At 70.2% G+C, this 21,560-nt stretch carries 23 protein-coding genes; 7 read left to right on the forward strand and 16 right to left on the reverse strand.

Going from position 1 to position 21,560, the window contains the following annotated elements; translation table 11 throughout:
• Positions 1-56 precede the first annotated feature (56 nt).
• A complete protein-coding gene (locus tag ABZ342_RS17030) occupies positions 57-833 on the reverse strand; it encodes a hypothetical protein (RefSeq protein WP_360473740.1) in 777 nt (258 codons plus the stop codon).
• A gap of 110 nt (positions 834-943) precedes the next feature.
• Between ABZ342_RS17030 and ABZ342_RS17035 the strand changes: the two genes are divergently transcribed.
• Positions 944-1,342: a TetR-like C-terminal domain-containing protein gene (locus tag ABZ342_RS17035; protein ID WP_360473742.1), complete on the forward strand. Its 399-nt coding sequence runs from the start codon at positions 944-946 to the stop codon at positions 1,340-1,342.
• Between the two features lie 32 nt (positions 1,343-1,374).
• Here ABZ342_RS17035 and ABZ342_RS17040 read toward each other — a convergent pair whose 3' ends face one another.
• The 3 genes from ABZ342_RS17040 to ABZ342_RS17050 form a co-directional block, all read right to left on the reverse strand.
• Positions 1,375-2,121, reverse strand: a complete 747-nt coding sequence (locus ABZ342_RS17040) for a GAF and ANTAR domain-containing protein (RefSeq protein ID WP_360473744.1) — start codon at positions 2,119-2,121, stop codon at positions 1,375-1,377.
• 104 nt (positions 2,122-2,225) lie between these two features.
• Positions 2,226-2,900: a class F sortase gene (locus ABZ342_RS17045; RefSeq protein WP_360473746.1), complete on the reverse strand. Its 675-nt coding sequence runs from the start codon at positions 2,898-2,900 to the stop codon at positions 2,226-2,228.
• Positions 2,897-3,721, reverse strand: a complete 825-nt coding sequence (locus tag ABZ342_RS17050; RefSeq protein ID WP_360473748.1) for a DUF4397 domain-containing protein — start codon at positions 3,719-3,721, stop codon at positions 2,897-2,899. The genes ABZ342_RS17045 and ABZ342_RS17050 overlap by 4 nt, the downstream gene beginning before the upstream one ends.
• 179 nt (positions 3,722-3,900) lie before the next feature.
• Here ABZ342_RS17050 and ABZ342_RS17055 point away from each other — a divergent pair, with 179 nt between their 5' ends.
• The 3 genes from ABZ342_RS17055 to ABZ342_RS17065 are packed head-to-tail and all read left to right on the forward strand — an operon-like array spanning position 3,901 to position 5,918.
• Positions 3,901-4,560, forward strand: a complete 660-nt coding sequence (locus tag ABZ342_RS17055) for a sigma-70 family RNA polymerase sigma factor (RefSeq protein ID WP_360473750.1) — start codon at positions 3,901-3,903, stop codon at positions 4,558-4,560.
• Complete coding sequence (locus ABZ342_RS17060; protein ID WP_360473752.1) at positions 4,517-5,248, forward strand: anti-sigma factor; 732 nt, start codon at positions 4,517-4,519, stop codon at positions 5,246-5,248. The genes ABZ342_RS17055 and ABZ342_RS17060 overlap by 44 nt, the downstream gene beginning before the upstream one ends.
• Before the next feature lie 49 nt (positions 5,249-5,297).
• A complete protein-coding gene (locus ABZ342_RS17065; RefSeq protein ID WP_360473754.1) occupies positions 5,298-5,918 on the forward strand; it encodes a hypothetical protein in 621 nt (206 codons plus the stop codon).
• 52 nt (positions 5,919-5,970) lie between these two features.
• Here ABZ342_RS17065 and ABZ342_RS17070 read toward each other — a convergent pair whose 3' ends face one another.
• From ABZ342_RS17070 to ABZ342_RS17090, 5 genes are read right to left on the reverse strand one after another with little or no spacing between them, the layout of a single operon-like run.
• Positions 5,971-7,434 (reverse strand): amidohydrolase family protein, encoded by a 1,464-nt coding sequence (locus ABZ342_RS17070; protein WP_360473756.1) that lies wholly within the window; start codon positions 7,432-7,434, stop codon positions 5,971-5,973.
• A gap of 31 nt (positions 7,435-7,465) precedes the next feature.
• Complete coding sequence (locus tag ABZ342_RS17075; RefSeq protein ID WP_360473758.1) at positions 7,466-8,464, reverse strand: fumarylacetoacetate hydrolase family protein; 999 nt, start codon at positions 8,462-8,464, stop codon at positions 7,466-7,468.
• Positions 8,465-8,479: 15 nt separating this feature from the next.
• Positions 8,480-9,349, reverse strand: coding sequence for a pirin family protein (locus ABZ342_RS17080; protein ID WP_360473760.1), 870 nt, complete (start codon positions 9,347-9,349; stop codon positions 8,480-8,482).
• Positions 9,349-10,167, reverse strand: coding sequence for a fumarylacetoacetate hydrolase family protein (locus ABZ342_RS17085; RefSeq protein ID WP_360473762.1), 819 nt, complete (start codon positions 10,165-10,167; stop codon positions 9,349-9,351). The genes ABZ342_RS17080 and ABZ342_RS17085 overlap by 1 nt, the downstream gene beginning before the upstream one ends.
• A gap of 33 nt (positions 10,168-10,200) precedes the next feature.
• Positions 10,201-11,133, reverse strand: coding sequence for a VOC family protein (locus tag ABZ342_RS17090; protein ID WP_360473764.1), 933 nt, complete (start codon positions 11,131-11,133; stop codon positions 10,201-10,203).
• Between the two features lie 117 nt (positions 11,134-11,250).
• On the opposite strand from ABZ342_RS17090, the gene ABZ342_RS17095 reads away from it, so the two are divergent.
• The gene (locus tag ABZ342_RS17095) at positions 11,251-11,964 is read left to right on the forward strand and encodes a GntR family transcriptional regulator (RefSeq protein WP_360473766.1); all 714 of its coding nucleotides are present in this window, start codon (positions 11,251-11,253) and stop codon (positions 11,962-11,964) included.
• A 73-nt stretch (positions 11,965-12,037) separates the two neighbouring features.
• On the opposite strand, the gene ABZ342_RS17100 is transcribed toward ABZ342_RS17095, so the two are convergent.
• Complete coding sequence (locus tag ABZ342_RS17100; protein ID WP_360473768.1) at positions 12,038-13,102, reverse strand: acyl-CoA dehydrogenase family protein; 1,065 nt, start codon at positions 13,100-13,102, stop codon at positions 12,038-12,040.
• A 123-nt stretch (positions 13,103-13,225) separates the two neighbouring features.
• Between ABZ342_RS17100 and ABZ342_RS17105 the strand changes: the two genes are divergently transcribed.
• Positions 13,226-14,134, forward strand: coding sequence for an AraC family transcriptional regulator (locus tag ABZ342_RS17105; RefSeq protein ID WP_360473984.1), 909 nt, complete (start codon positions 13,226-13,228; stop codon positions 14,132-14,134).
• Between the two features lie 69 nt (positions 14,135-14,203).
• Here the strand turns inward: ABZ342_RS17105 and ABZ342_RS17110 are convergent, their stop codons facing one another.
• Both ABZ342_RS17110 and ABZ342_RS17115 read right to left on the reverse strand, forming a co-directional pair.
• Positions 14,204-15,016: an SDR family oxidoreductase gene (locus ABZ342_RS17110; protein WP_360473770.1), complete on the reverse strand. Its 813-nt coding sequence runs from the start codon at positions 15,014-15,016 to the stop codon at positions 14,204-14,206.
• Between the two features lie 54 nt (positions 15,017-15,070).
• Entirely contained in the window at positions 15,071-15,970 is a 900-nt protein-coding gene (locus ABZ342_RS17115; protein ID WP_360473772.1) for a LysR family transcriptional regulator, read from the reverse strand.
• Here ABZ342_RS17115 and ABZ342_RS17120 point away from each other — a divergent pair.
• Positions 15,969-16,814, forward strand: a complete 846-nt coding sequence (locus tag ABZ342_RS17120; protein ID WP_360473774.1) for an alpha/beta hydrolase — start codon at positions 15,969-15,971, stop codon at positions 16,812-16,814. The two genes, ABZ342_RS17115 and ABZ342_RS17120, sit on opposite strands and share 2 nt — an antisense overlap.
• Before the next feature lie 34 nt (positions 16,815-16,848).
• On the opposite strand, the gene ABZ342_RS17125 is transcribed toward ABZ342_RS17120, so the two are convergent.
• Genes ABZ342_RS17125 through ABZ342_RS17140 form a run of 4 tightly spaced genes read right to left on the reverse strand, consistent with a single transcriptional unit; the run spans position 16,849 to position 21,466 of the window.
• On the reverse strand, positions 16,849-18,321 hold the full coding sequence (locus tag ABZ342_RS17125) for an aldehyde dehydrogenase family protein (protein WP_360473776.1): 1,473 nt from the start codon (positions 18,319-18,321) through the stop codon (positions 16,849-16,851).
• A 42-nt stretch (positions 18,322-18,363) separates the two neighbouring features.
• The gene (locus ABZ342_RS17130; protein WP_360473778.1) at positions 18,364-19,041 is read right to left on the reverse strand and encodes a DJ-1/PfpI family protein; all 678 of its coding nucleotides are present in this window, start codon (positions 19,039-19,041) and stop codon (positions 18,364-18,366) included.
• Positions 19,038-20,036: a C-terminal binding protein gene (locus tag ABZ342_RS17135; protein ID WP_360473780.1), complete on the reverse strand. Its 999-nt coding sequence runs from the start codon at positions 20,034-20,036 to the stop codon at positions 19,038-19,040. Before ABZ342_RS17135 ends, ABZ342_RS17130 begins: the two co-directional genes overlap by 4 nt.
• Positions 20,033-21,466, reverse strand: a complete 1,434-nt coding sequence (locus tag ABZ342_RS17140; protein WP_360473782.1) for an MFS transporter — start codon at positions 21,464-21,466, stop codon at positions 20,033-20,035. The genes ABZ342_RS17135 and ABZ342_RS17140 overlap by 4 nt, the downstream gene beginning before the upstream one ends.
• Between the last annotated feature and the right edge of the window lie 94 nt (positions 21,467-21,560).

Genomic DNA, 21,560 nt, shown 5'->3' on the forward strand with positions numbered 1-21,560 from the left:
CATCGGCATGAGCGTGCGTCGTGGCCGGATGACGGGCACCTTCCGCGCCGCAGCGGTCAACGAGCTGAAATCCGGCGAGTTTCGGTCACCTTGGTGTTGTAGTGGGCGCCGTTCACGACCGTCGTCTCGACAAGGACCTCGAAATGTTTCATCTTTTTCAGCCTGCGGAGGAGCTTCCGGTCTCCGAGTTTCTCCGCTGCGGCTGCGGTTCCGTGTTCCCAGCAGCCCGCCACGATGACGATTTCCGACGTACCCGGAGCCAAGGGGTTCGGCGTCCGGATGATCAAGGCGTGGTCTCTGACCGGATAGCCTGACTCCTCGTACTGCGGCGCCAGCGTGCGGCCTGATCTCAGGTCGTTCACGACGTGCGCCTCGTGGTCCGGATCTTCGGCGAAAGCGTAGGAGACTACTGCGTCCAGCTTCGCCAGCATCGTCCTCGTCACGTCGTTCGCCACCGGTCCGCCGATCAGGACGAGGTCGGAACTCAGTTCACGCGGGGTCAATTGCTTCGACTCGGTGATCTTCCCGGCGAAGCCCAGCTTGCGGAGCTGGGCTTCGATTTCAACGAGGGTCTGGATGTCGCCCATGCCGACCACGCCGGCTCTGGCCCACCGTTGCCGCGGTCCGAAGTCGTGGGCTCCCAGGACGATCAGCGGGTGGCGGCCACCCAGCGCCCGCCAGAATCTGCGCGCACGGACCAGCTTCAGGCGTCGTCTCGCGGTCGTCGTCGACCAGACCAGCACGCCCCCGATGGCTGCCGCGATCAGATTGCTGGAGATGTCGGGGAAGGCTTGGACCAGCCAGCCACCGATTCCTCCGACAGCCGGCGCCATGCACAACACCCCCATCGACACGAGTCCGCTTACCCAGTCGCGCTCAGCCCAGGTCCTGTTACTGCCTGCTCAGCTGCTCGGTCAGCACCACGCGGAGCTCGCCCGGGGTCGTGGAGGTCGACACCGGGTGCACCTGCTGTGACCTTTTCGGACACCTCGAGGCGCTCCGGCTCGGGATGTCCGACCCGGCTTTCGGCCACGTGCTGCCGGCCTTGATGGCCGACCTGGCCGACGATCCGGAACTGCGGGAGACCTTTCTCGCCGTCGTCTGGGAGCCTCGCCGGGAGGCGTGCGTCGAGTCCTTGAAGAAGGGTGAGGTGCGGGGGGATATCCGCCCCGGGCTCGACATCGACCTCCTCATCGACCTCTTCGCCGCTCCGGTCGTGTTCCGCGTGCTCTTCGGGCATCGGAAACTCGACCAGGAGTTCGTGCGGGACGTGATAGGCGGCGTCCTGTCCGGAGTGGGCACAGCCGACGGCGGCGGCCTCTGTGCGCACATCGGTCCTTGATGGACATCAGCGGTTCGTCGCGCCCGACCTGGTTAGTGCCGGCTCGGGGAAGCCGTGGTCTCGGCGACGAACTTTTCGGCGACGTCGCGCAGTTTGACGTTCTGGTCCTGTGACGCCTTGACGAGCAGGTCGAACGCGTCGTCGGACGGGATGCTGTGCAGGGCCATGAGGATGCCCTTGGCCTGGTCGATCACCGCGCGGGAGTTGAGCGCGGTGCGTAGTTGTCCCATGGTCTCGCGGGCGGTGTGGTGCCGGAGGGTGCTGCGCAGCGCGGATTCGGCGGCGGCGGTGTAGAGGCCCAGCAGCGCGGCGTCGAGCGCGCCGAAGCTGTTGCCGCCGGTGTCGTAGAGGTTGAGTGAACCGTGGTAGTGGTGGTCGACGAACAGAGGGGCGGACAGGTAGGCGACGACTGAGTGTTCGTTCGCGGCCGCGGTGAATTCGGGCCATTGTTCGGCGGCTTCGGTCACCCTGACGCGTTGGAGTTCGCCGGTGCGGGCGGCCTCCAGGCAGGGGCCTCGCCCGGCGTCGTACTGGGCCTGGTCGACGTGGTGCGCGCTGTCACCGGTCGCTGTCGCGGTGTACGGGGCGCCGTCGCGCAGCAGCGTGATGCTGGCGATTTCCGCGTCCGGCACCGCATGCATGACCTGCCGGCACACTCGCTGCAGAACGACCAGCAGTTCCTCTTCTTCGGCGATGGTGCCGGTCAGGCGATCCAGCGCGTCGGTCACGTCGTCCACTCTTCGTGCGGCGTCCCGCTCGGACAGCAGGTCGTCTTCCATGTCGTGCTCCCTCGCGGCGGGCTCGGCGTCTCCGACCACAGTAAGCGTCGCCTGGCGGCCTGGGCAGCGTGGGCGTTGATGCCGGGCCTCCGATCGCCGGGGTGTTATCGGGGAATCGCCGTGACGACAATGTTGTCCAGGTAGTTCCTCGTCTTTCGGTCGAACGTGCCACCGCAGGTGAACAACGTGACGCGAGGGCGGCCCTCGGTGTCGAAGTAGGTCCGCAGGTCGATGTCTTCCTTGGGAATCTGCTCGCGCGCGGTGACGACGTAAGTGCGCGTCTTGCCGTCGTCGCCAATGAGTTCCAGCGACGATCCGGGCCGCACTCGGTGCAACTGGAAGAATGCGCCGGGGCCGGATTCCGCGCTGTCGACGTGGCCGCCGATGACCAGCGACCCGGTGTTCGCGTCGAGTCCGGGGCCGTACCGGTACCAGCCGACAGCGCCGACGTCGCGGGGCGCGTCGAAGGCGCCGGTCCCGTCCACTCCCGCGGGCAGCACCGTCGCCGTCACGCCGATGTCGGGCAGCTTCAGCACCCTCGGTTTGATGACCCGCGTCGGCGTCGGCAACTCGGCGGCATTGGTGGGCGGTGCGGTGGTTTCCGGGGCGACAGAGGGCGGCGCCGTGGTGGCGAGGGCGACGACTTCTCGCTGCGGTTGTGAGGTCGACGCAACGGTGCCGGCCACCGCGAGGACGACTCCAGCGGCGACGAAGGTCGCACCGAGGTGGCGGTGCGCCCCGGCGAACCGGGACGCACCGCCATGCGCGGGTCCGCTCATCGCGACGTCGGGTCCGGACGCCGGCGGACCAGCAGGGCGGTGCCGAGGAGCGCCAGCAGCACACCACCCGCGGCCAGGAGGGACCAGCCGCCGGCGACCTCGTCGGCAGCCAAACCGCCCGAGCCGGTCGGCATCGACGAGGGTGCGGAACCCAGGCCCTTGATCGTCTGGGCGGCGAGAGCGAGGGTTTTGGCGTCCGCGGAACCGATGGCATAGACGATCGTGGCCGTTCCGGCGGCCAGGTCGAGGTCCTTCGGCCCGAGCACGACGGTGGCGGTGCCGGCCAGGGTCACGTCGGCGTCGACGACGCCGGCGGGAAGGTCGGCCATGACTTCCTTCGGGTTCGTCAGCCCGGTGAACACCGGCTTTCCCGCGGCGCGCACGTCCACGGCCGGCGCGGCGGCGGTGTGCCGGACGACCAACCGGGCTTTGCCCGGCGCGGTCCGGCCGGTGTCGTTGACGAACGCGGTCAGCGCGGGCTTCGCCGAAGTGTCCAGGTGAGCGATGAGGCTGAGGTTCTTCCCGCCGGGGACGGCGAGGTTCTTGTTCTCCAGCAGCGCGCTGGAGACGGGATCGCCGGGCTTGGTCAGCGCGACGTCGTAACTGCCCTCGGCCAGAGACAGCGGGCCGGCCACGCTCGCCGGTTGGAAGTTGTCGAGGGTCTTCTTCCCGTTGACGTAGACGTCGACCGGCTGGCCGGGGATGCCGTGGACGACCGAGACCATGGATTCCGTGGCCGCGGCGGCGGGAACCTGTGCCGAGAAAGTGGCCAGGACCCCGGCGGAGACGACCAGGGCGAGCGAACGCAGTGATCTGGGCATCGACTGCTCCTTCGGATCGGTGGCTCGTGCATCCGGTGGTTCGCCGCGGAGCCGGCGAACGGATGCGACGCGGAAGAAAACAGCCGGTCGCCGGGGGTGAATCCGCCGGGGCCGCCGCGGGCGTACTGCTGTTCGCCGGGATCTGCCGGCCCGGGGACCGGAACTCGAGGTGCACGAGGATGCTGCTGGTGGAAGGTGTTGCGTCGGCCGGGAGTGCGGTTACTGTGGCGCCCGTGTCCGATGACGCCGAGATGGCCGGCGAGCTCGCCCGCCGGTTCGCCGACGGGGAGCCGGATGCCTTGCGGGCCGTGTTCGACCGGCACGGGCCGGCGGTGCAGCGGCTGGTGCGCGCCAGCTTGCGTGACCAGGCCGACGTCGATGATGTCGTCCAGGCCACCTTCGTCTCCGCGTGGAACGGGCGGCACAGCTACGACCCGGACAAGGCCGGCCTGCTGGCCTGGCTGCTGGGCATCACCCGGCGTCGCATCGTGGACCTGCTGCGCGCCCGGGGCCGCCGGCAGCGCGACAGTGCCGCTGCCGCCGCGACGGCCCCGGCCGAGGCGCCCTCGGCGGAGTCCCCGGAGCGGATCGTGGACCGGTTGATCGTCGCGGACGGTTTGCGCCGGTTGCCGGACGCGCAGCGCGAGGTGCTCGAACTGGCCTTCTATGCTGACTTGACCCACACCCAGATCGCCGAGCGGACGGGCCTGCCGCTCGGGACGGTGAAGAGCCACCTGCGCCGCGGCATGCAGAAGTTGCGCTCCGAGCTGGACAGCGCGCCGGAGGAGGTGCCCGATGACGCATCCCGATCGCGATCACCTCGTCCTGCTCGCCCTTGACGATCAGGAACCCGGCGCGGCGGACACCGCTCACCTCGACAGCTGCGCCGACTGCCGTGAAGAGCTCGAATCGCTGCGAGCGGTAGCGGGCCTCGGCCGTGAGGCGGCGGCGGAGACGGCGCTACCACCGGTGGCGGAGGCGGTGTGGGAGCGGATCGCGGCCGAGACCGGTCAGCCGTCGCTCGTGGCCGCGCGCGAGACGGCGGAATCGGGAGACGACGCCGATCGTCGGGATGTCCCGCGGCCTCGCTTCGGCCGGGCCGTACGGTACGGCGTGGTCGCGGCGGCCGCCGCCGCGGTGGCCGCCGTGGTGACGGTGGTGCTCACGGGCGGTGGTCCGGATGAGGGCCGGGTGATCGCGCAGGCGCAGCTGAACCGGCAGGTGGCCGCGCCCGCCGAGGCCGCCGGTCAGGTCCGGATCATCGACAGCGGCGGCGGCTCGCTGCGACTCAAGCTCGAGCTGACCGGCATGCCGGCGCCGGCGGGCCTGTACGAGATCTGGCTCTACGACGGCAAGACCACCATGATTCCGCTCGGGGTCGTCGCCGGCACAGATGCCGACGTGGCCATCCCCCACACCCTGACGCTGCAGGCCTTCCCGATCGTCGACGTATCGGCGCAGCAGCTCGGGCAGCAGGAGCACGGCACCAGCATGGTTCAGGGAACCCTCCGCGTCGAAGGGCCGTAGCCGAGCGAAAGCGAAAGCCACCGCGAATTCTCGTCCGTGTGCATCCGGCATGGCCGCTGTCGCCGTACCAGCAGCGTCCGGAAGCATCGAGAATGGAGCTGTTATGCGTCTTCGCGTGGTCGGAGTATCGATTGCCGCAGCGGCGATCATGACCGGCGCCGTGGCAGCGCCGGCTCAGGCCGCTCAGCCGGCCGGCACCACGGCAGCGTTTCATGCCGCGTCGCACCACCACGGGTTCCACTTCGGGAAAGGCCGCACCGACCTGACGCTGGACCCGGCGGCCGCCGGCGCGCTCACCTCGCTCGGGGTTCGGGTTTCCCCGGTCCTGGCCAAGGTCAGCCACCCCGGCGGCAAGACCGTGTTCGGATTCACGATCGTCGGAAACCCCCAGGACGGCACCATCGAGCACGTCGGCGGGCTGCTGCTGCGCGCGGGCGGGACCTGCCTGTACCTGACCGGTTACACGATCGACCTCAACCGCGGCGTGCTGAGCGGGCGGGTCAACTTCGGCACCCGGGCCGACTTGTTCACGGTCGGCGCCGCGACACCCGATGGCGTCACGCTGGCGCTGACCGCCCCGGCGGCGGCGCTGCTGAACAAGACCTTCAAGGTCAGTGCCTTCACCGCCGGCCTGGTCATCGGGTACGGCAATCCCATGATCCGCAAGTAGCACCGGTTCTCGGCCGGGGGAGTGGCCTCGCCACTTTCCCGGCCGACCGGCGTCAGCTGTAGGCGAACAGGTTCTGCTGGACGTCCGCCGCGCGGAACAGGTGATCGCGGGACCGCTCGAGTTCACCGCGCAGGCGGACGAGGTCGGCTTCGAGCAGGGATCCCTGCCACTTGCGGATCTTGCCGGCGACGATGACGGTCTCGACGTTGCTCCGGTCCATGAGCGACACCACGGCTCCAGGCGCACTGTTGAGCGGGGTGACGTTGAGTGCGGTGGCGTCGAGCAGGACGATGTCGGCTTCCTTGCCCGGAGTCAGTGAGCCGGTCTTGTGGTCGAGGCGCAGGTGCTTGGCGCCGTTGAGGGTGGCGAACCGCAGGACATCCCGGACGGTGAACAGCTGCGGAGTACCCGGTGCAGGCTCCGGATAGTGGCCGGGCGGGGTGAAGCCTCCCTGGGCGAGGACGCTCTCGTTGACCAGCATGCGCTGCATGGTCATGGTGGAGCGCATGAGCGTGAAGGGGTCGGGAGCCATGGTGGTCTCGACGTCGGAGCTGAGAGAAGGTTCCAAGCCCAGTTGCTGCAGCTTCAGCAGCGGAGGGGTGCCGTGGCGCATGGTCATCTCGATCGGCGTGGACACCGAGACGTGGACACCGGCGTCACGGACGCGCTCCCACGCGAAGTCCGACATGCCGGTCATGTGGATGAGGAGCACGTCCGGACCGAAGCCGATGTCCTTTCCGGTCCCGCCGCGTCCGTGGGCGAGGTCGTCGAGGAGCGGTCGCATGCCGAACGCACCCACGGCGTGGGCGGCGATCTGCAGGTCCAGCTCGCGGGCGATGCCCCAGGCGTTCGAATACAGCTCCTCGCCGAGGTAGAACTCGCCACCCATGACCATGGTCACCAGCTGGTCGTCGGAGGAGAACCACTGCTTGCGGATGCGGTAGGCGTCTTGGGGGTAGCGGGCTTCGGCGCGGCCGTCGCCTTCGAAATAGCCGAAGGCCGCGCGACGGCCGGCGTCGGCCAAAGCTTCGATCGCGGCGTCGGTGTGCTCGGGGGAGTGGTGGATCTGGGAGACGTCGAGCACGGTGGTGACGCCGGCGTCGAGCTGAGCGAGCCCGCCGAAAAGCGTGTTGATGTAGACGTCCTCGGGCCGGTACACCGGCGCGAACCGCTGCAGGACGTGGCCGACATACGTGGGGTCCGCGCTGGGCGCGCCGGATCCGTCGTCGACCAGCAGGCCGTTGGCGAGGAACGAGCGCAGCGCGGTTTCGAACAAGTGGTGGTGGGTGTCGACGAAGCCGGGCATGACGATGCGCCCGCGTGCGTCGACGACGTCCACCCCGGGTGCCTCGATCGCGGGGGCGACGGCGGCGATCTTGTCACCGTCGACGAGGACGTCGGCGATCTCGAAGTCGCCCACGTCCGGGTCCATGGACATGACGGCTCCGCCGCGGATGAGGTAGCGCCGACCCGGACGGCCGGTGTCGAGCGGGGCGGCGGCGGGGTTCTCGGGCATGGCTGTGCTCCTTCATGACTGGTTCGATGGGCTAGGAAGACGCGGGGGCGGCGCGCGGCGCGCCGGTGTAGCTGGGCAGCCCGGCGCCGGGCGGCGGGACCTGCCGGGCACCGACCGGGTTGCGCAGCACGCCGACGCCGGACGCTTCCAGCTCCACGACGTCACCGGGCTGGATCCAGCGGTCCAGTTCGAGACCGCAGCCGCCACCCACGGTGCCGAGCGCGAAGAACTCTCCGGGATGGACGGGTTCGTCGAGGGAGGCCCAAGCCAGCACCTCGGCGAACGAGAACTGCCGGTCGGCCGTGGTTCCGCTCGCCCAGGTTTCGCCGTTGACCCGGGCCGTCAGCTCGATCGACCATTCGTCGACTTCGTCCATGGTGAGCACGCTCGGCCCCATCGCGGTGCAGAAGTGCTTTCCCTTGGACGGCCCGATGGTCAGGCTCATCTCGAAGAACTGGATGTCCCGTGCGCTCACGTCGTTGAAGATCGTCACGCCGGCGATCAGGCGGCCCGCCTCGTCGGGAGTGAGGTTGACCCCGCCACCCGAAGTGAAGAAGCCCAGCTCGAGTTCGAAGTCGAGCTGTCCGGTGTAGGACGGCCACAACAGCGGATCACCAGGTCCGACGACCGTCTCGGCGTTGCCCTGGTAGCAGATCGGCATGGCGGTGAAGGCCGGGGGAACCGGTAGGCCGGATCCTGCCGCGTGGTCGGTGTAGGTCAGGTAGTCGCGGATGCGGCGCGGGCGGGGGACCGGTGCCAGCAGCCGCACGTCGTCGAGGGGTAGGACCGCCGGTGTCCCGTCCGGCGCGCTCAGCTCGGGCCCGTGCTCGTCGGCGAGGAGGAGTGCTTGCGCGCCAAGGTCGAGCCCGCGAGCGCCTTCTCCGAAGAAGGCCACCATCTCGGTGGGAAGGCGTGGTGCGCCGCCCCGTGTGGCGCCCCGCAGCGCGCGATCGGGGTCGACGACGACGTCGCCGTGCTGGATGCCCACCCGCGGCAGCTCGCCGGGGGCGACGTAGGTGACCAGGCGCATGGTTCCCCCGTTCGGTCAGCGGTACTGGAGGCGGGCTTGGCGAGGGACGTCACCGAAGTCGCCGCGGTGGAAATCGCGGAAGGCCTGGGCGATCTCGTCCTCGGTGTTCATCACGAACGGGCCGCCGACGGCGACGGGCTCGCCGATCGGTTCTCCGCTGTAGGCCATGACGACGACAGGGGTGTCTCCCCGTGCCTCCACGGCGATCGATGAGACGAGCGCTGGTGGGGCGGGGTCGGACCAGGCGATCTGACCGGCTTCGACGGCGTGTCCGGCGATCGACGCCCGGCCGGAGAGGACGTAGAGGAACGCGCGGTCGCGGCCGGGCAGGAGGTGGTCGAGCCGGTGACCCGGTTCCAGCGTGAGAATCGCGCCGGAGATGGGCCACTCGTTGACCGCGGGTCCGCTGAGCTCGCCCACCTGGCCCGAGATCACGTCGATCCGGGTCCCGTCCTGTTCGATGACAGGGCGTTGTCCGGCGAGCAGGTCCTGGTAGCGCGGACCGGTCAGCTTCCGGTCGGCGGGAAGGTTCACCCACAGCTGCAGGGTGTGTGCTCGTTCGTCACGGAAGGCGAGCTCGCGGTGGATGATGCCGTGGCCCGCGGTCATCCACTGCACGTCGCCGGTGGTCAGCGCGCCGCTGTTGCCGGCGCTGTCTCCGTGCTCGAGGACGCCGTCGACGACCAGGGTCACGGTTTCCACGCCGCGGTGCGGGTGCCATTCGAAGCCGGGAGAAGAGAACCAGTCCTCGCTCAGGACGAGGAAGGGATCGGTCAGCTCCGGACGGGCTGGGCCCATGACGAGGTACCGGTCGTCCACTTGGGCGTCCGGCCCCAGGTGCGTCTTGCTTTCGATCCGCGCGAGAGCGCGTTGCGGGATGGTCATCAGCGCGCCACGAAACGCTGCCGCAGCTCGCCGATTCCCTCGACCCAGCTGCGGAGCTCGTCTCCGGGCTGCAGGTACCGCTCGGGCTTCCGGCCCATGCCCACGCCGGCCGGGGTGCCGGTGAAGATCACGTCGCCGGGATACAGGGTGACGACAGACGACAGGTGTGCGATCAGCTGCGGGACGGAGAAGATCATGTCGGCCGTTCGGGCCTTCTGCACTTCCTCGCCGTTGACCGTGCACCCGATCTCCAGGTCGTCGGGGTCGGGCAGCTCGTCCGGCGTCACGAGGACCGGGCCGGTGGGGGAGAACCCGGCGTGGGACTTGGCCAGGCTGAACTGCGGGACCGGGCCGCGCAGCTGCGACCGGCGCTCCGAAAGGTCTTGGCCCACGGTCAGCCCGGCCACGTGGCTCCAGGCGTGCTCGAGGTCGACGTCGCGGGCCGTCCGGGAGATCACCGCGACGAGCTCCACCTCCCAATCGACGGCCTCGGTCGGCAGGCGCACCACGCTGACCGGCCCGGAGAAGGAGCTCGCGAACTTGGTGAAGACCGTCGGCTCCTCCGGGAGCTGGGTGATACCGCCCTCGGCGGCGTGGTCCGCGTAGTTGAGACCGATCGCGAAGACCTGCCGGGGCGCCGGCGCGGGCGAGCCGAGCGACGCCGGGTCCAGCTCGGCCGCGTCACGGTGGTCGTCCTGTCCGGCTGCCCACTGCTTGAAGTCGTCGAAGACCTCGTACACGGCTTGCGGATCCGCGGCGAATCGGCCCTCGCTGGCACTGGCGACGTCGATGGCACGGTCGGCGATGAGGAGCTTCAAGCGTCCTCCGACATTGGCGATGCGCATGGTCGATCAGGCTTTCTCGTGCGAGTCGGTCATCAGTTCCGCGAGGTCCTCGGGCTTCAGGAACGACGGCGGGGGCGGCGGTCCCCAGGCGTACAGGCTCTTCTCGCCGGCGATGACGCCGGGCTTCCAGAGTTGGTCGTCGACGATGCAGTCGAGGTCGGAGTAGTACTCGGAGAAGTTGCCGGCCGGGTCGCGCAGGTACCAGAAGAAGTTCGAGCCGATGTGGTGCCGGCCCAGCCCCCAGGTGTGCCGCTCCGGGTGACCTTCCAGCATCGCGGTCGCGCCGCGGCCGACCTCGTCGACGTCGTCGACCTCCCACGATGTGTGGTGCAGGAAATTGACGGGCGCCTGCTGGACGAGGACGTTGTGGTGGTCGGTGGAGCAGCGCAGGAACGACGCGAGTCCGGGGGCCTCGTCGCTGACCTTGAAGCCGAGGCCTTCGGTGAAGAACCGCTGGGTCGCGGCCTGGTCGGCGGATCCGAAAACCACGTGCCCCAGCTTTCGGGGCCGGACCGGCTCCTGCCGCTCGACGCCGGGTGCCCGCACGTCGGGTCTGGTGACCGCGCCCGGCGTGTTGTACAGGGGAGCGGGCGTCGGCTTCTGCTGCAGCCGAGGCGTTATCGACACGACGACCTCGAGGCCGGTGACCGGGTCGGCGGCGCGGAGGGCGTCGCCTTCGCGCCGGGCATCGACCTCGAGCCGGTTCAAGGACGCCGTGATGCGCTCCAGGTCGTCCGGGTCGTCGACGCCGACGCCGAGGGTCAGCAGCCGTCGGCGCGGGCTGTGCCTGATGTGCAGTTGGTCGCCTCCGTCCGTGGTGGCGAACCGGTGCCCGTTGCCCTCGCCGGAGGGAGTGAGCCCGAACTCCCGGTAGTAGCCGGCGGTTTCCTCGACGTTCGGCACGCCGACGGTGATGTCGGTCAAGCGGTGCAGCCCCATCGATGGCCTCCTTGCTCAGGTGGGTGACGACCTCCGAGATTTCATACCCCACCGCAAACTCTCGATCGTCAACAAGAGAATCGATTCTCCGGGGTAGAGTGTGGTATCGTTCCGGACATGGTGAAGCGTGCGGGTGGAGAGAGCCTGGCCGTGGCCGTGTACGAGCAGGTGCGATCCGCGATCCTCAACAGCGGCGAACTCCTCCCGGGGCAGCGGCTGAAGCCCGCAGACCTGAGCGGCCGCTATGGCGTGAGCCTCAGCGTCGTCCGCGAGGCGCTCGGAATGCTGGCCGCCAAGGGCCTCGTGCGCATCGACCGCAACCGCGGCTTCCACGTCACCCCGCTGACCGAGGAGACGCTGGCCGACTTGACCGAGGCCCGGCTGATCAACGAAGGCGCGGCGGTGCGGCTGTCAGTGCAGCGGGGCGACGTCAGCTGGGAGTCCGAAGTCCTGGCCGCGCACCACCGGCTGGCCAGCCAGCCGCTGTTCCTGCCCGGCGACCCGCCACCCCGCAACGAGGAGTGGGCTCGGGCGCACATCGACTTCCACCACGCCCTGATCAAGGCCTGCGGCAACCCGATCCTGCTCGACATCTGCGCCCGGTTGACCGACACCGCCGAGCTCTACCGGGCATGGTCCGCCGCCGGAACCCGGCGCGTGCACCGCGACGTTGCCGCCGAGCACCGGGGCCTGCTCGAGGCCGCGCTCGCGCGCGACGCCGACCTGGCCGTAGCGCGGTTCGAAGCGCACGTGACCCGGACCGGGCAGGTCCTCGCCAGCTCCGGTCTGCTCGCGGCCGACGGCGAACCCGCAAGCGGTGCGGCGAGCTGATCCGGGTCCACGAGCCGTCGTCCGTCGGACACCGGCGATTGCGCGCCGCAGCCTGGGTCGTCGCTGCGGCGCTTCAGGTGGCGTCGCTCAGCAATCGGCCGAAGCCTTCGACGGCGAGGTACGGGTTGAGTTGCGGGTGACGGCCGGCCACCGCCACGTCGCGCCAAAAGCGCTGCAGCGCGTTGCTCGTGGCGAAGCCGCTCGCGCCGTGGAGGTCGAGCATGCGCTCGATCGCCGCGCGGCAATCCGTTGCGGCGTCGGCCCGCTCCTGCTGCATGCGGCTGTTTTCGAGGGGCGTGACGGCCGGCTCCGCGTCGATCCGCGCCGCCAGGGCCTGCATCGTCCGCTCGGCGCGCTGCGCCAGGGTCGTCGCCTCCGCCAGCCAGTGCCGGGCGCCCGGCGAGTCGCTCATGCGCGTGTACGACGTCATGAACGGCTTGCGGGGTGAGGCGAACATCGAGCCGATGACGTCCAGTGCGCCGAACGTCGCGCCCACGACCGTCGCGAGCACACTGAGCCCCCACAGGTTGACGGCTTTGGGGTCGGGTGGGTAGTGCACCCGATGGCCCGACGCCACCTGATCGAGGGGAACCAGGATGTCGTCGGCCACGAGTGAATGGCTGCCGGTACCGCGCATGCCGGCCATGTCCCACGTGTGATCGACGCTCAGCTCGGCCGTCGGGACGAGGACGAGCGCGAACTCACCGTCGACGATCGTGCCGAGGCTGGCCCACGTGGCGTCCTCGCATCCGGAAACGGCCGCCCACCGGCCGCTGACACGCACGCCATCCGGGCCGCTCTCGCCGCGACCGGTCGGCGCGCCGACCCCGCAGAACAGAGCGTCGGGATCCGCGAACAGTTCGTCGAGGGTGTGGTCGGGGAAGTCGCCGAACGTGATCATGTTCTTGCTGACCAGGCAGGTGCTCACGATCCAGGCGGTGGACGGGCAATCCCGGGCCATCGCGGCGATCACGTCCGCGACGGCGGTGGCCGTCGCCCAGGAGCCGCCGTGCGTGGCGGGCGTGCGGAGGGCGAACGCGCCGACCGCCTTCGCGGCCTTCAGGCTGGTCGAAGCCAGCCGACCGCGTTGTTCGGTTTCCGCAGCGTTGGCGGCGAGGATTTCGATCACGATGTCCACCGAAGCGCGGTCGGTGGCACGCTGCCATAAGCGCACGGTCCGGATTCATAAGAATTCGGACGGCAGCGGAGCCCGCTGCGCCTGCTCGCCGCGACGGCGCGAGCTACGATCGTCCTCGTGGACATGATCAGCGAGGTGATCAGCGCACTCCACGCAGGGAGGCCGTCCGCGGCGCGGGTCAGCCAGTCCGGAGAGTGGGGCTTCCGGCTTCCGGATATCGAGGGCATGGGCTTTCACGTGGTGCTCGGCGGCGAAGGCTGGTTGACCACAGGCGGCGGTCCGCCGGTGAGGCTGCGACCCGGAGATGTGGTGCTCGTGCCGTACGGCGCGGAGCACGGGCTCAGCCATTCGGCCGCGGCCCGGCTCGGGAGCCTGCCGATGATGCGGCAACCGCTCTGGACCAGGCCCGCCGAGGGATCCGCGCACATCGACTTGATCCTCGGGTGCTACCACGTCGGGCACACCAGGACCCACCGGTTGCTTCGAGACCTCCCGCCGGTCGTCGCCGTTTCGCCGGACTTCGAGCGGCACCCGGAGCTGCGGGCGCTGATGGAATTGCTCTCGGCGGACGTGTCCGAAGGCACGTCGGGCATGGCGACGGCCCGGGCCGCGCTGGTCGACCTGACGCTCGCCCACGCGCTGCGCCACGGATGGCAGCAGTCCCGTGACGCGGAGTGGCCCCATGTCATGGATCCGGGCATCGCCGCGGCGATCGACCGAATGCACGCCAATCCGCAGCAACCGTGGACGTTGAAAAGTCTCAGTGAAATCGCGGGCATGTCGCGCACCGCGTTCAAGCAACAGTTCACCGCTCTGGTGGGTACGCCGCCGATCACCTATCTCATCGATTGGCGCCTGACGCGCGGCGCGCGTGCACTGCGCGATTCCACGGCACCGCTGGCGGTGATCGCGCGTCAGGTGGGCTACTCGAGCGAGTACGCCTTCGGAAACGCGTTCCGTCGCAAATTCGGCGTGTCGCCGGGCCGATTCCGCCAGCAGGTGACCCGCGAACTGACGCCGGTAGGTGAATAGGCCGTCCCGACCCGGGCTTGACCGCGGTCGGGGCGTCAGATGACCTGCTTTTCAAGAGGGGCCACAGAACTACCGGGCGGTGACGCGACGGGGATCGAAGACACGCGCCATCGTCGAGGCAGCTCGCCGGCGGCTCAGGAGCCGGCTCGTGAGCACGCCGAGGCGGTTCGCGCGGCCGTCGATCACGACCGGGCCCGGGTCGCGGCCCTCCAGGTGGTTCAGCGCGGTGGTCACGACGTCGTCGGGCCGGCGGAGTTTTCCGGCGGTCAGCACCGCCGCGTCCGGGCCCATGCTCGACGTGAAGTCGGTGGCGGTGGCGCCGGGGCAGACGGCGAACACCGTGACGCCCGTGCCGCGCAGTTCGGTCCACAGCGATTCCGTGAAGCTGAGGGAAAACGCTTTCGTGGCGCCGTAGACCGCCATCCGGGGTGCGGGCAGGTAGGCGGACACGCTGGCGAGGTTGATGACGAAGCCGTGGCGGGCGTTCACCATGCCGGGGAGGAAGGCGGCGGTCAGCCGCATCGGTGCCAGGGCACCCACGGCGACCTCGGCGGAGAGCCGGGCGGGTTCTGATTCGAGGAACGGGGCGAACGATCCGGACGCGGCGTTGTTGATCAGGCCGGTGACGTGGATGCCCTGCTCGGTGACCGCTTGGTGCAGTTCATCGGCGGCGCCGGGCCGGGCGAGATCCGCCGGGATCACGTCGACGCGGGCGTCGGCAGTGCGGCGGAGTTCCTCCGCCAGCGAGGTCAGCCGGTCGGCGCGGCGGGCGACGAGCACGAGGTTCGTGCCGCGGGCGGCCAGTGTCCGGGCGAACGCGGCTCCGATACCGGAGCTCGCTCCCGTGAGCAGCACGGTCTGGGCGCGGTAGTCAACGGTCATGCCCCCAGCGAACCGGCGGCCGGCGCGCGCGTCCAAGACCTGTTTCGCACCCGGTCATGCACGAGCGGCATCGCGGACGAGCAGCATCTCCGCGGAGCGGATGAACTCCGCGACGAGCGGGTCGGTTTCCCCGGCACGGCTGGCGACGACGACCCGGCTCGGCTCGGCCCCGTCGACAGGAACGGCGACCAGGTCGGGACGCAGCGTGAAGCGCCGGTCATCGGCGGGGACGACCGCGATGGCGGTGCCCTCGGCGATGGCCTCGAGTTTGTCGTCGTAGGTGTCGGCAAGGGTGGGACCCAACGGGGCCGAGCCATTGCCTTCGCGGGGTTCGAGACGCCAGAAGCCGGTCCAGTCCTCGCCCATGCCGGTGCAGCCGACGAGCGGCTCCGACCGGACGTCCGCGACGTCGATGGACTCCTTGCCCGCGAAGCGGTGGGCGGTCGACACCAGCGCGACCAGAGGCTCGGTGTAGAGCGCCGTCACGGCGAGGTCGTTTTCGGGTATCGGCAGCGGTGCGCGGATGACCAGCGCGTCGATCTGCCGGTCCACCAGCGCACCGGCCTCCCGCGAGCTGAGATGACGGGTGCGGACGTGGGCGCCGGGACAACGGTTTCTCAGGTCGCGGACGGCGGGGGTGATGACGAGGTCGTCGGCGTACCCGACGGTGATGGTCCGGGCCGGCGCCGCCGCGCGCGCGGCGAGCACGGACTGCTTGGCGTGGTGCACCAGTTGCTGGGCCCGGGGCAGGAACGCCGCGCCGGCGGCGGTGAGCCGGCTGCCCTGGCTGGTGCGTTCCAGGAGACGAACCCCGAGTGCGTTTTCCAGCCGCTGGATCTGACGGCTCAGGGACGGCTGGGCGACCCGCAACTGCTCGGCCGCACGGGCGAAGTTCAGCTGCTCGGCCACCACCAGGAAGTACCGGACCAGCCGCAGGTCCAGGTCGGGGAGCATGTTCGCAGGCTACTCCGTCATGCCGTCCCGGTATGGCGACGTGCGAACGAGGTCTTGGACCCACGGCACGGTGTGGTGGTGTCTTGGGGACATGACCATTGCTTTCGTCAACGGCGTTCCGGTGACCCCCGCGGTGTGGACGCCTCTGATCGACGAGTTGCCCGAGGCCCGGCAGCGAGAGGCGGTCCTGCTGGCACCGCCGGGCTTCGGTGCACCCCTCCCCGCGGATTTCGCGGCCACGTTCGACGACTACCGGGATTGGCTCATCGATGAGCTCTCGCGGTTCGACGCGCCGGTCGACCTCGTCGGCCACAGCTTGGCGGGCGGGTATGTGCTGGAGGTGGCGATGGGCCGTCCCGACCTGATCCGCAGCTGGGTCAGCGACACCGTCGCCGGTTACGAGCCGGACTACACCTGGCACGACCTCGCGAAACTGTGGCAGACACCCGGCGAGGGGGAACGCCACGTCGAGGAACTCTTCTCGGGGGACGCCGGTGACCGGGCGGCGCGCATGGTCGGCTGGGGCATTCCGGAGCCGACCGCCGGCGAGGTCGCGCTCCACCAGGGCGAGGAGATGAGCAGAGCGATTCTCGCGCTGTACCGGTCCGTGCCCCAGCGGGTGCTGATCGAGCGAGGCCGCGATTTGTCCGCAGCGGCAACGAGGCCCGGGTTGGTCCCCATCGCCTTGCAGGACGACACGGTGGGCAGCCCCGCCCTCCGCCGCCGAGCCGCCGAGCGGGCCGCCGCCCGCACCGCCGACCTTGAGGGGCTCGGCCACTGGTGGATGCTCGACGACCCGGCGCGGACGGCCGCCATGCTGATCGGCTTCTGGGACAGCTTGTGAACCGCGGGGGAGTGCGGCGCTCGCCGGGGTGAGTTCAGCTGATCTCTCCGCGGACGGCTATGTCATCAACGCCGTCCTGGACGGCGTTGATGACGTAGCTGACCGACGTGGGACGCGTCATGGCGTCCAACGCGTGCACGCCACCGGAGGCACCCATGCCGCTGACGCCGGCGGGCTCGATGAGCCGGCCCAAATCGCCCAGCTGCCACCCGCCCAGCCACAGCGCGCCGGTGGGGATGGAGCAGGCCAGCTTCCGGTGCTCCGCGTCCGCCGTGTAGACCGTGGCCGCCAGCCCGAACTCGGTGCGCTTGGCCTCCTCGACCCCGGCCTCGAACGACGGCACGACCTGCACGGCGGCGACGGGACCGAACGTCTCGGCGCACATCAGCTCCATCTCGGGGCGCACGTCGACCACGACGGTCGGCGGGTAGAACCAGCCCGGTCCCTCGGGGACCTCGCCGCCGACGAGCACCCGGGCGCCGGCGGCGACCGCGGCCTCGACCTGCCGGTGGACCAGCTGCCGCTGGTCCCCGTCGACCATGGGGCCGATCTGCGTCCCGGGATCGGCCGGATCCCCGACGACCTGCCGGCGGGTGGCCGCCACGAGCGCGTCGACGAAGGGTCCGGCCACGTCCTGGTGGACGTAGATCCGCTCCATGGCCGTGCAGATCTGGCCGCTGTTGAGGTAGGAGCCGACGGCCACCTCCTCGGCGACGGCGTGCACGTCGACGTCGGAGTCGACGACGACCGGGTCCTTGCCGCCCAGCTCCAGCAGCGCCCGGTTGAAGTTCGCTGCGGCCGCCGTCGCCACCGAGCGGCCCGTGCGCACCGAACCGGTGAAGTGCACGAGGTCGATCCCGGGGTGCCCGGCCAGCGGAGCGCCGGAGTGCCCGTCACCGAGGAGGAGGTTCACCGCGCCGGCGGGCAGGCCCGCCTGGTCGACCAGCTCGAAGAACCCGGCGGCGGAGATCGACGCCTTCTCCGACGGCTTCACGACCACCGTGTTCCCGGCGGCCAGTGCCTGCCCCAGCGTCATGAGGATCGTCGTGACGGTGAAGTTCCACGGGACGATCAGCGCAACGACACCGACGGGGAACCGCTGGACGTCCGTCGCGACCCCGTCGACGACCTTGACCCGGTGGGCGAACCGGTAGCTCTCGGCGTGGTCGAGGGCGTCGGTGAAGGCGGTCAGGCCGGCATGGATGAACTGCGCGGCGATCTGGCGCGGCTTGCCCATCTCCTCGGTCTCCATGGCCGCCAGGTCGTCGACGTTCTTCTCGACGAGGGCCGCGAGGTGCCGCAGCCGGGCCAGGCGGTCCGGCAGGTCCAGTGCCGCCCATGCCGGCTGGGCGCGCCCAGCGGCCCGGACCGCGGTGTCGGCGTCCTCGGCGGTGCCGGCGGGCAGCACCGCGACCGGGGTCTCGTCGTACGGGTTGAGCCGCGTGATGGTGTCGGCCCCGGACGAGCCGACCCACCGCCCGTCGATGTGGTTCTGCAGCGTTCGCATGGTCGTGCCCTTCTCTCGTGACGTGTGGCGAACCGACGGAGATCAGGTCAGGGCGGTCGTGGGCACGACGCCGCCGATCTTGCCGAGCTTCTCGCCGAACCTGGCTCGGAGCGCCTCGATGACCTCGGCGGGCGCGGTGCCGGGGTGCCCGGAGCCGAACGGCGGAGCCGGGTTGTACTCGATGTAGAGCTGGATCATCTGGGCGTACGTTGGGTTCTCGATGTCCGCCATCAGCTCCAGCGCGAAGTCGACGCAGGCCGTGACCCCGCCACCGCTCCAGAACTTCCCGTCACGGACCGTCCGCGCGGGGTCCGGGATCGCGCCGTACTGCGCGAGCTGGTCCAGGAACGCCCAGTGGGTGGCGCTGCGGCGGCCCCGCAGCAGACCGGCCTGGCCGAGGATCAGCGAGCCGGTGCAGATCGACGCCACGTAGCGCGCGTCCTCGCCGAGCCGCCGGAGCTGCTCGAGCATGCCGGGCGTGGTCGCCGCGCTCATGTCCGCGGTGCCGCCGACGAACAACAGGTCGCAGCGCTCGATGTCGCTGAGCTTCTCGACGTCCCGCAGCGGGAGGCCGAGAGCGCAGGTGAGGTCGCCCCCGTGCTCGCTGGCGAGCCGGAGGTTCGCCCCCGGCAGGTGCGCGAACACCTCGTAGGCGCCGAGGAAGTCCAGCTGCGCGCACCGCGGCCAGAGCGCGAACACGATGTCGAAGGTCTTGGTCATTTCGATGCTCCTGGGGATCGCTGCGCCCGGGCCGCGGCGCTCGGCAGCCGGTTCACCGGCGAGCGCGGTGCCTCGCCGCGCAGGATGCGGGCCGACTCCTCGACCACCTTCCGCTTCAGCTCGGCGAGCGACTCCTCGCTCCAGTGCGCCGCGTGCGGGGTGAGGATGGCCGACTCGCAGGTCAGCAGGGGATTGCCCAGGTCGACCGGCTCGGCGTCGAAGACGTCGATGCCGGCGCCGAAGAGGTGCCCCGAGCGCAGCGCGCCGGCGAGCGCGGCCTCGTCGACGAGGCCGCCGCGCGAGACGTTCACCAGCACCGCGCCCGGCTTCATCCGGGCGAGGGCGGCGCGGTCGATGACGTTGCGGGTGGACTCGAGCAGCGGGACGTGCAGTGACAGGACGTCCGACCGGGCAAGCAGTTCCTCGCTGCCGACCAGCTCGATGTCCAGCGACTCGACGTCCGCCTGCCCGACCGCCGGGTCGTGCCCGATGACCGTGTAGCCCAGAGAGCCGGCGATCTCGGCGACCCGCCGACCGATGCGGCCGAGCCCGTACAGGCCGAAGGTCTGCACGTCGGGCCGGTGCACCCCCGGCACGGCCCAGTCCGCCCAGCCCGTGGCGCGCATCCCGGCGTCGAGAGCGGGGAGCCGTCGCTGCACGGCGAGAGTGAGCGCGATGGCGTGGACGGCCACCTCGCGGTAGTTCGCGTCCGGCACGTTGCTCACCCAGATGCCGCGCCCGGTGGCCGCGTCCAGGTCGACGGTGTCGAACCCGATGCCGCACCGGCCGATCGCCTGGCACCGCTCGAGTCCCTCGATGACCGTGCGGCTGATCTCCTCGACGACGACGATGAGCGCGTCCGCGTCCGCGGCACCGGCGAGGATGGCCTCCTCGCTCGACCCGTCGATGACCTGGAAGTCGACATCGAGGCCGTCGTAGGCGCTCAGGTCCTCGTCGCTGAACTCGATCAGCTTGCTGGTGCAGACGACCTTCACCGTGCACCGCCAACGGCGGTCGCGGTAGCGGCGTAGCCCTTGAGGGCCGGGGTCTCGGCAAGTTCCTCGGCGCTGAAGAGGGGCCGGCCGAGGAAGATGCCGGCGAGCGTCATGAGCTGGGCGGCCGCGAGGATGCCCGCGACGATCCACGGTTCCCCGCCCAGCTGGCCGACGAGGAAGGCCGCGAGGAGCGGCGTCGGGCCGGCGATGAGCGCGCCCTGCAGCTCACGGGACGAGAACAGCCCTGAGGAGCGGTACTCGGCCCGGAACAGGGCCGGCATGAGCACGGTGTGGGCCGCCGCCACCCCGGCCCACCCGAAGGCGTTGAGGGCCACGCTCGCGATGATGATCGGCACGATCGCACCGGCCTTGAGGATCGCGACGTACGGGACGGCCAGCAGCAGCGCGCCCGCGATGCCGATGAACATGACGCGGCGGACGCCGATGGTGTCACCGAGCCGGCCGAACACCAGCAGCGCCAGGAACCCGCTCCCGAAGACCGCGCAGGACATCAGCAACGCGTAGCTGCCCGGCAGGCGAAGCGCACCGCTGATGTAGCTGATGGCGAAAGCACTGGTGATGTAGCTGGTGACGTTGAGGCCCGAGGGCACGAGGAAGCCGGCCACCCAGTTGCGGGGACTGGCTTTGACGGCTTTCGCCATCGCGACGAGTGGGTTGCGGTGCGCCTGGGCGAGCTCGCCGCGCTGCCGTTCGTGCTGGACCTCTTCGAACTCCGGGGACTCCAGCATCGACCGCCGCAGGACGAGTCCGATGCCGGTGAAGACCGCGCTCAGCAGGAACGGGATGCGCCAGCCGAAGCTGAGGAAGTCCTCGGCGGAGAACACGGCGCTGGTCACCGCGAAGAGGACCGAGGCGGTCAGCACGCCGAAAGTCGCGCCGGCCATCGCCAGCGAGGACAGGTAGGACTTGCGCCCGGGCGTCGCGCTCTCGTTGGCGATGATGATCGCCCCCGCCATCTCGGCGCCGGCACCGAACCCCTGCGTCACCCGCATGAGCAGCAACAGAAGGGGCGCCCAGATGCCGATGGCCGCGGACGAGGGGAGCAGGCCGACGATCGTCGTGGAGGAACCGACGAGGATCAGCGAGAAGATCAGCACCGGCCGGCGGCCGAAGCGGTCGGACGCGGCACCGAGCACGATGCCGCCCACCGGACGCGCGACGAACCCGACGGCGAACGCGGCGAAGGTCGCGAGCAGGGCCACTTGGGCGGACTGACCGCTGAAGAAGACCTTCGAGATGACCAGGCCCGCGGCAACGGTGTAGAGGCCGTAGTCGTACCACTCGATCGCGGTCCCGACACCCGCGGCGACCGCGGTACGGGTCCCGGAGCGCGCCCGTCGGCGCGGGCCGGGGGCGGGTGAACTCGGCGCCGTCTGGGGTGACGGGGTCATCGATGGCTCGCTGGTCATCGGAGTTCCTCTCTCGTCGGCGGTGACGTCGGCTCGGGCTTGCTGAAAAGCTACGGGCTCGTTTGCGTTCTGTCGACAGTCCACAGAATATTTT

The sequence above is a fragment of the Amycolatopsis sp. NPDC005961 genome (assembly GCF_040629235.1).
In the GTDB taxonomy this organism is placed as follows: Bacteria; Actinomycetota; Actinomycetes; order Mycobacteriales; family Pseudonocardiaceae; genus Amycolatopsis; species Amycolatopsis camponoti.

Coding starts and splice junctions, on each gene's coding strand:
- ABZ342_RS17030 (WP_360473740.1), bottom strand. CDS start 833: ATGGCGCCGGCTGTCGGAGGAATCGGTGGCTGGCTGGTCCAAGCCTTC.
- ABZ342_RS17040 (WP_360473744.1), bottom strand. CDS start 2,121: ATGGAAGACGACCTGCTGTCCGAGCGGGACGCCGCACGAAGAGTGGAC.
- ABZ342_RS17045 (WP_360473746.1), bottom strand. CDS start 2,900: ATGAGCGGACCCGCGCATGGCGGTGCGTCCCGGTTCGCCGGGGCGCAC.
- ABZ342_RS17050 (WP_360473748.1), bottom strand. CDS start 3,721: ATGCCCAGATCACTGCGTTCGCTCGCCCTGGTCGTCTCCGCCGGGGTC.
- ABZ342_RS17055 (WP_360473750.1), top strand. CDS start 3,901: ATGCTGCTGGTGGAAGGTGTTGCGTCGGCCGGGAGTGCGGTTACTGTG.
- ABZ342_RS17060 (WP_360473752.1), top strand. CDS start 4,517: ATGACGCATCCCGATCGCGATCACCTCGTCCTGCTCGCCCTTGACGAT.
- ABZ342_RS17065 (WP_360473754.1), top strand. CDS start 5,298: ATGGCCGCTGTCGCCGTACCAGCAGCGTCCGGAAGCATCGAGAATGGA.
- ABZ342_RS17070 (WP_360473756.1), bottom strand. CDS start 7,434: ATGCCCGAGAACCCCGCCGCCGCCCCGCTCGACACCGGCCGTCCGGGT.
- ABZ342_RS17075 (WP_360473758.1), bottom strand. CDS start 8,464: ATGCGCCTGGTCACCTACGTCGCCCCCGGCGAGCTGCCGCGGGTGGGC.
- ABZ342_RS17080 (WP_360473760.1), bottom strand. CDS start 9,349: ATGACCATCCCGCAACGCGCTCTCGCGCGGATCGAAAGCAAGACGCAC.
- ABZ342_RS17090 (WP_360473764.1), bottom strand. CDS start 11,133: ATGGGGCTGCACCGCTTGACCGACATCACCGTCGGCGTGCCGAACGTC.
- ABZ342_RS17095 (WP_360473766.1), top strand. CDS start 11,251: ATGGTGAAGCGTGCGGGTGGAGAGAGCCTGGCCGTGGCCGTGTACGAG.
- ABZ342_RS17105 (WP_360473984.1), top strand. CDS start 13,226: ATGATCAGCGAGGTGATCAGCGCACTCCACGCAGGGAGGCCGTCCGCG.
- ABZ342_RS17110 (WP_360473770.1), bottom strand. CDS start 15,016: ATGACCGTTGACTACCGCGCCCAGACCGTGCTGCTCACGGGAGCGAGC.
- ABZ342_RS17120 (WP_360473774.1), top strand. CDS start 15,969: ATGTTCGCAGGCTACTCCGTCATGCCGTCCCGGTATGGCGACGTGCGA.
- ABZ342_RS17115 (WP_360473772.1), bottom strand. CDS start 15,970: ATGCTCCCCGACCTGGACCTGCGGCTGGTCCGGTACTTCCTGGTGGTG.
- ABZ342_RS17125 (WP_360473776.1), bottom strand. CDS start 18,321: ATGCGAACGCTGCAGAACCACATCGACGGGCGGTGGGTCGGCTCGTCC.
- ABZ342_RS17130 (WP_360473778.1), bottom strand. CDS start 19,041: ATGACCAAGACCTTCGACATCGTGTTCGCGCTCTGGCCGCGGTGCGCG.
- ABZ342_RS17140 (WP_360473782.1), bottom strand. CDS start 21,466: ATGACCAGCGAGCCATCGATGACCCCGTCACCCCAGACGGCGCCGAGT.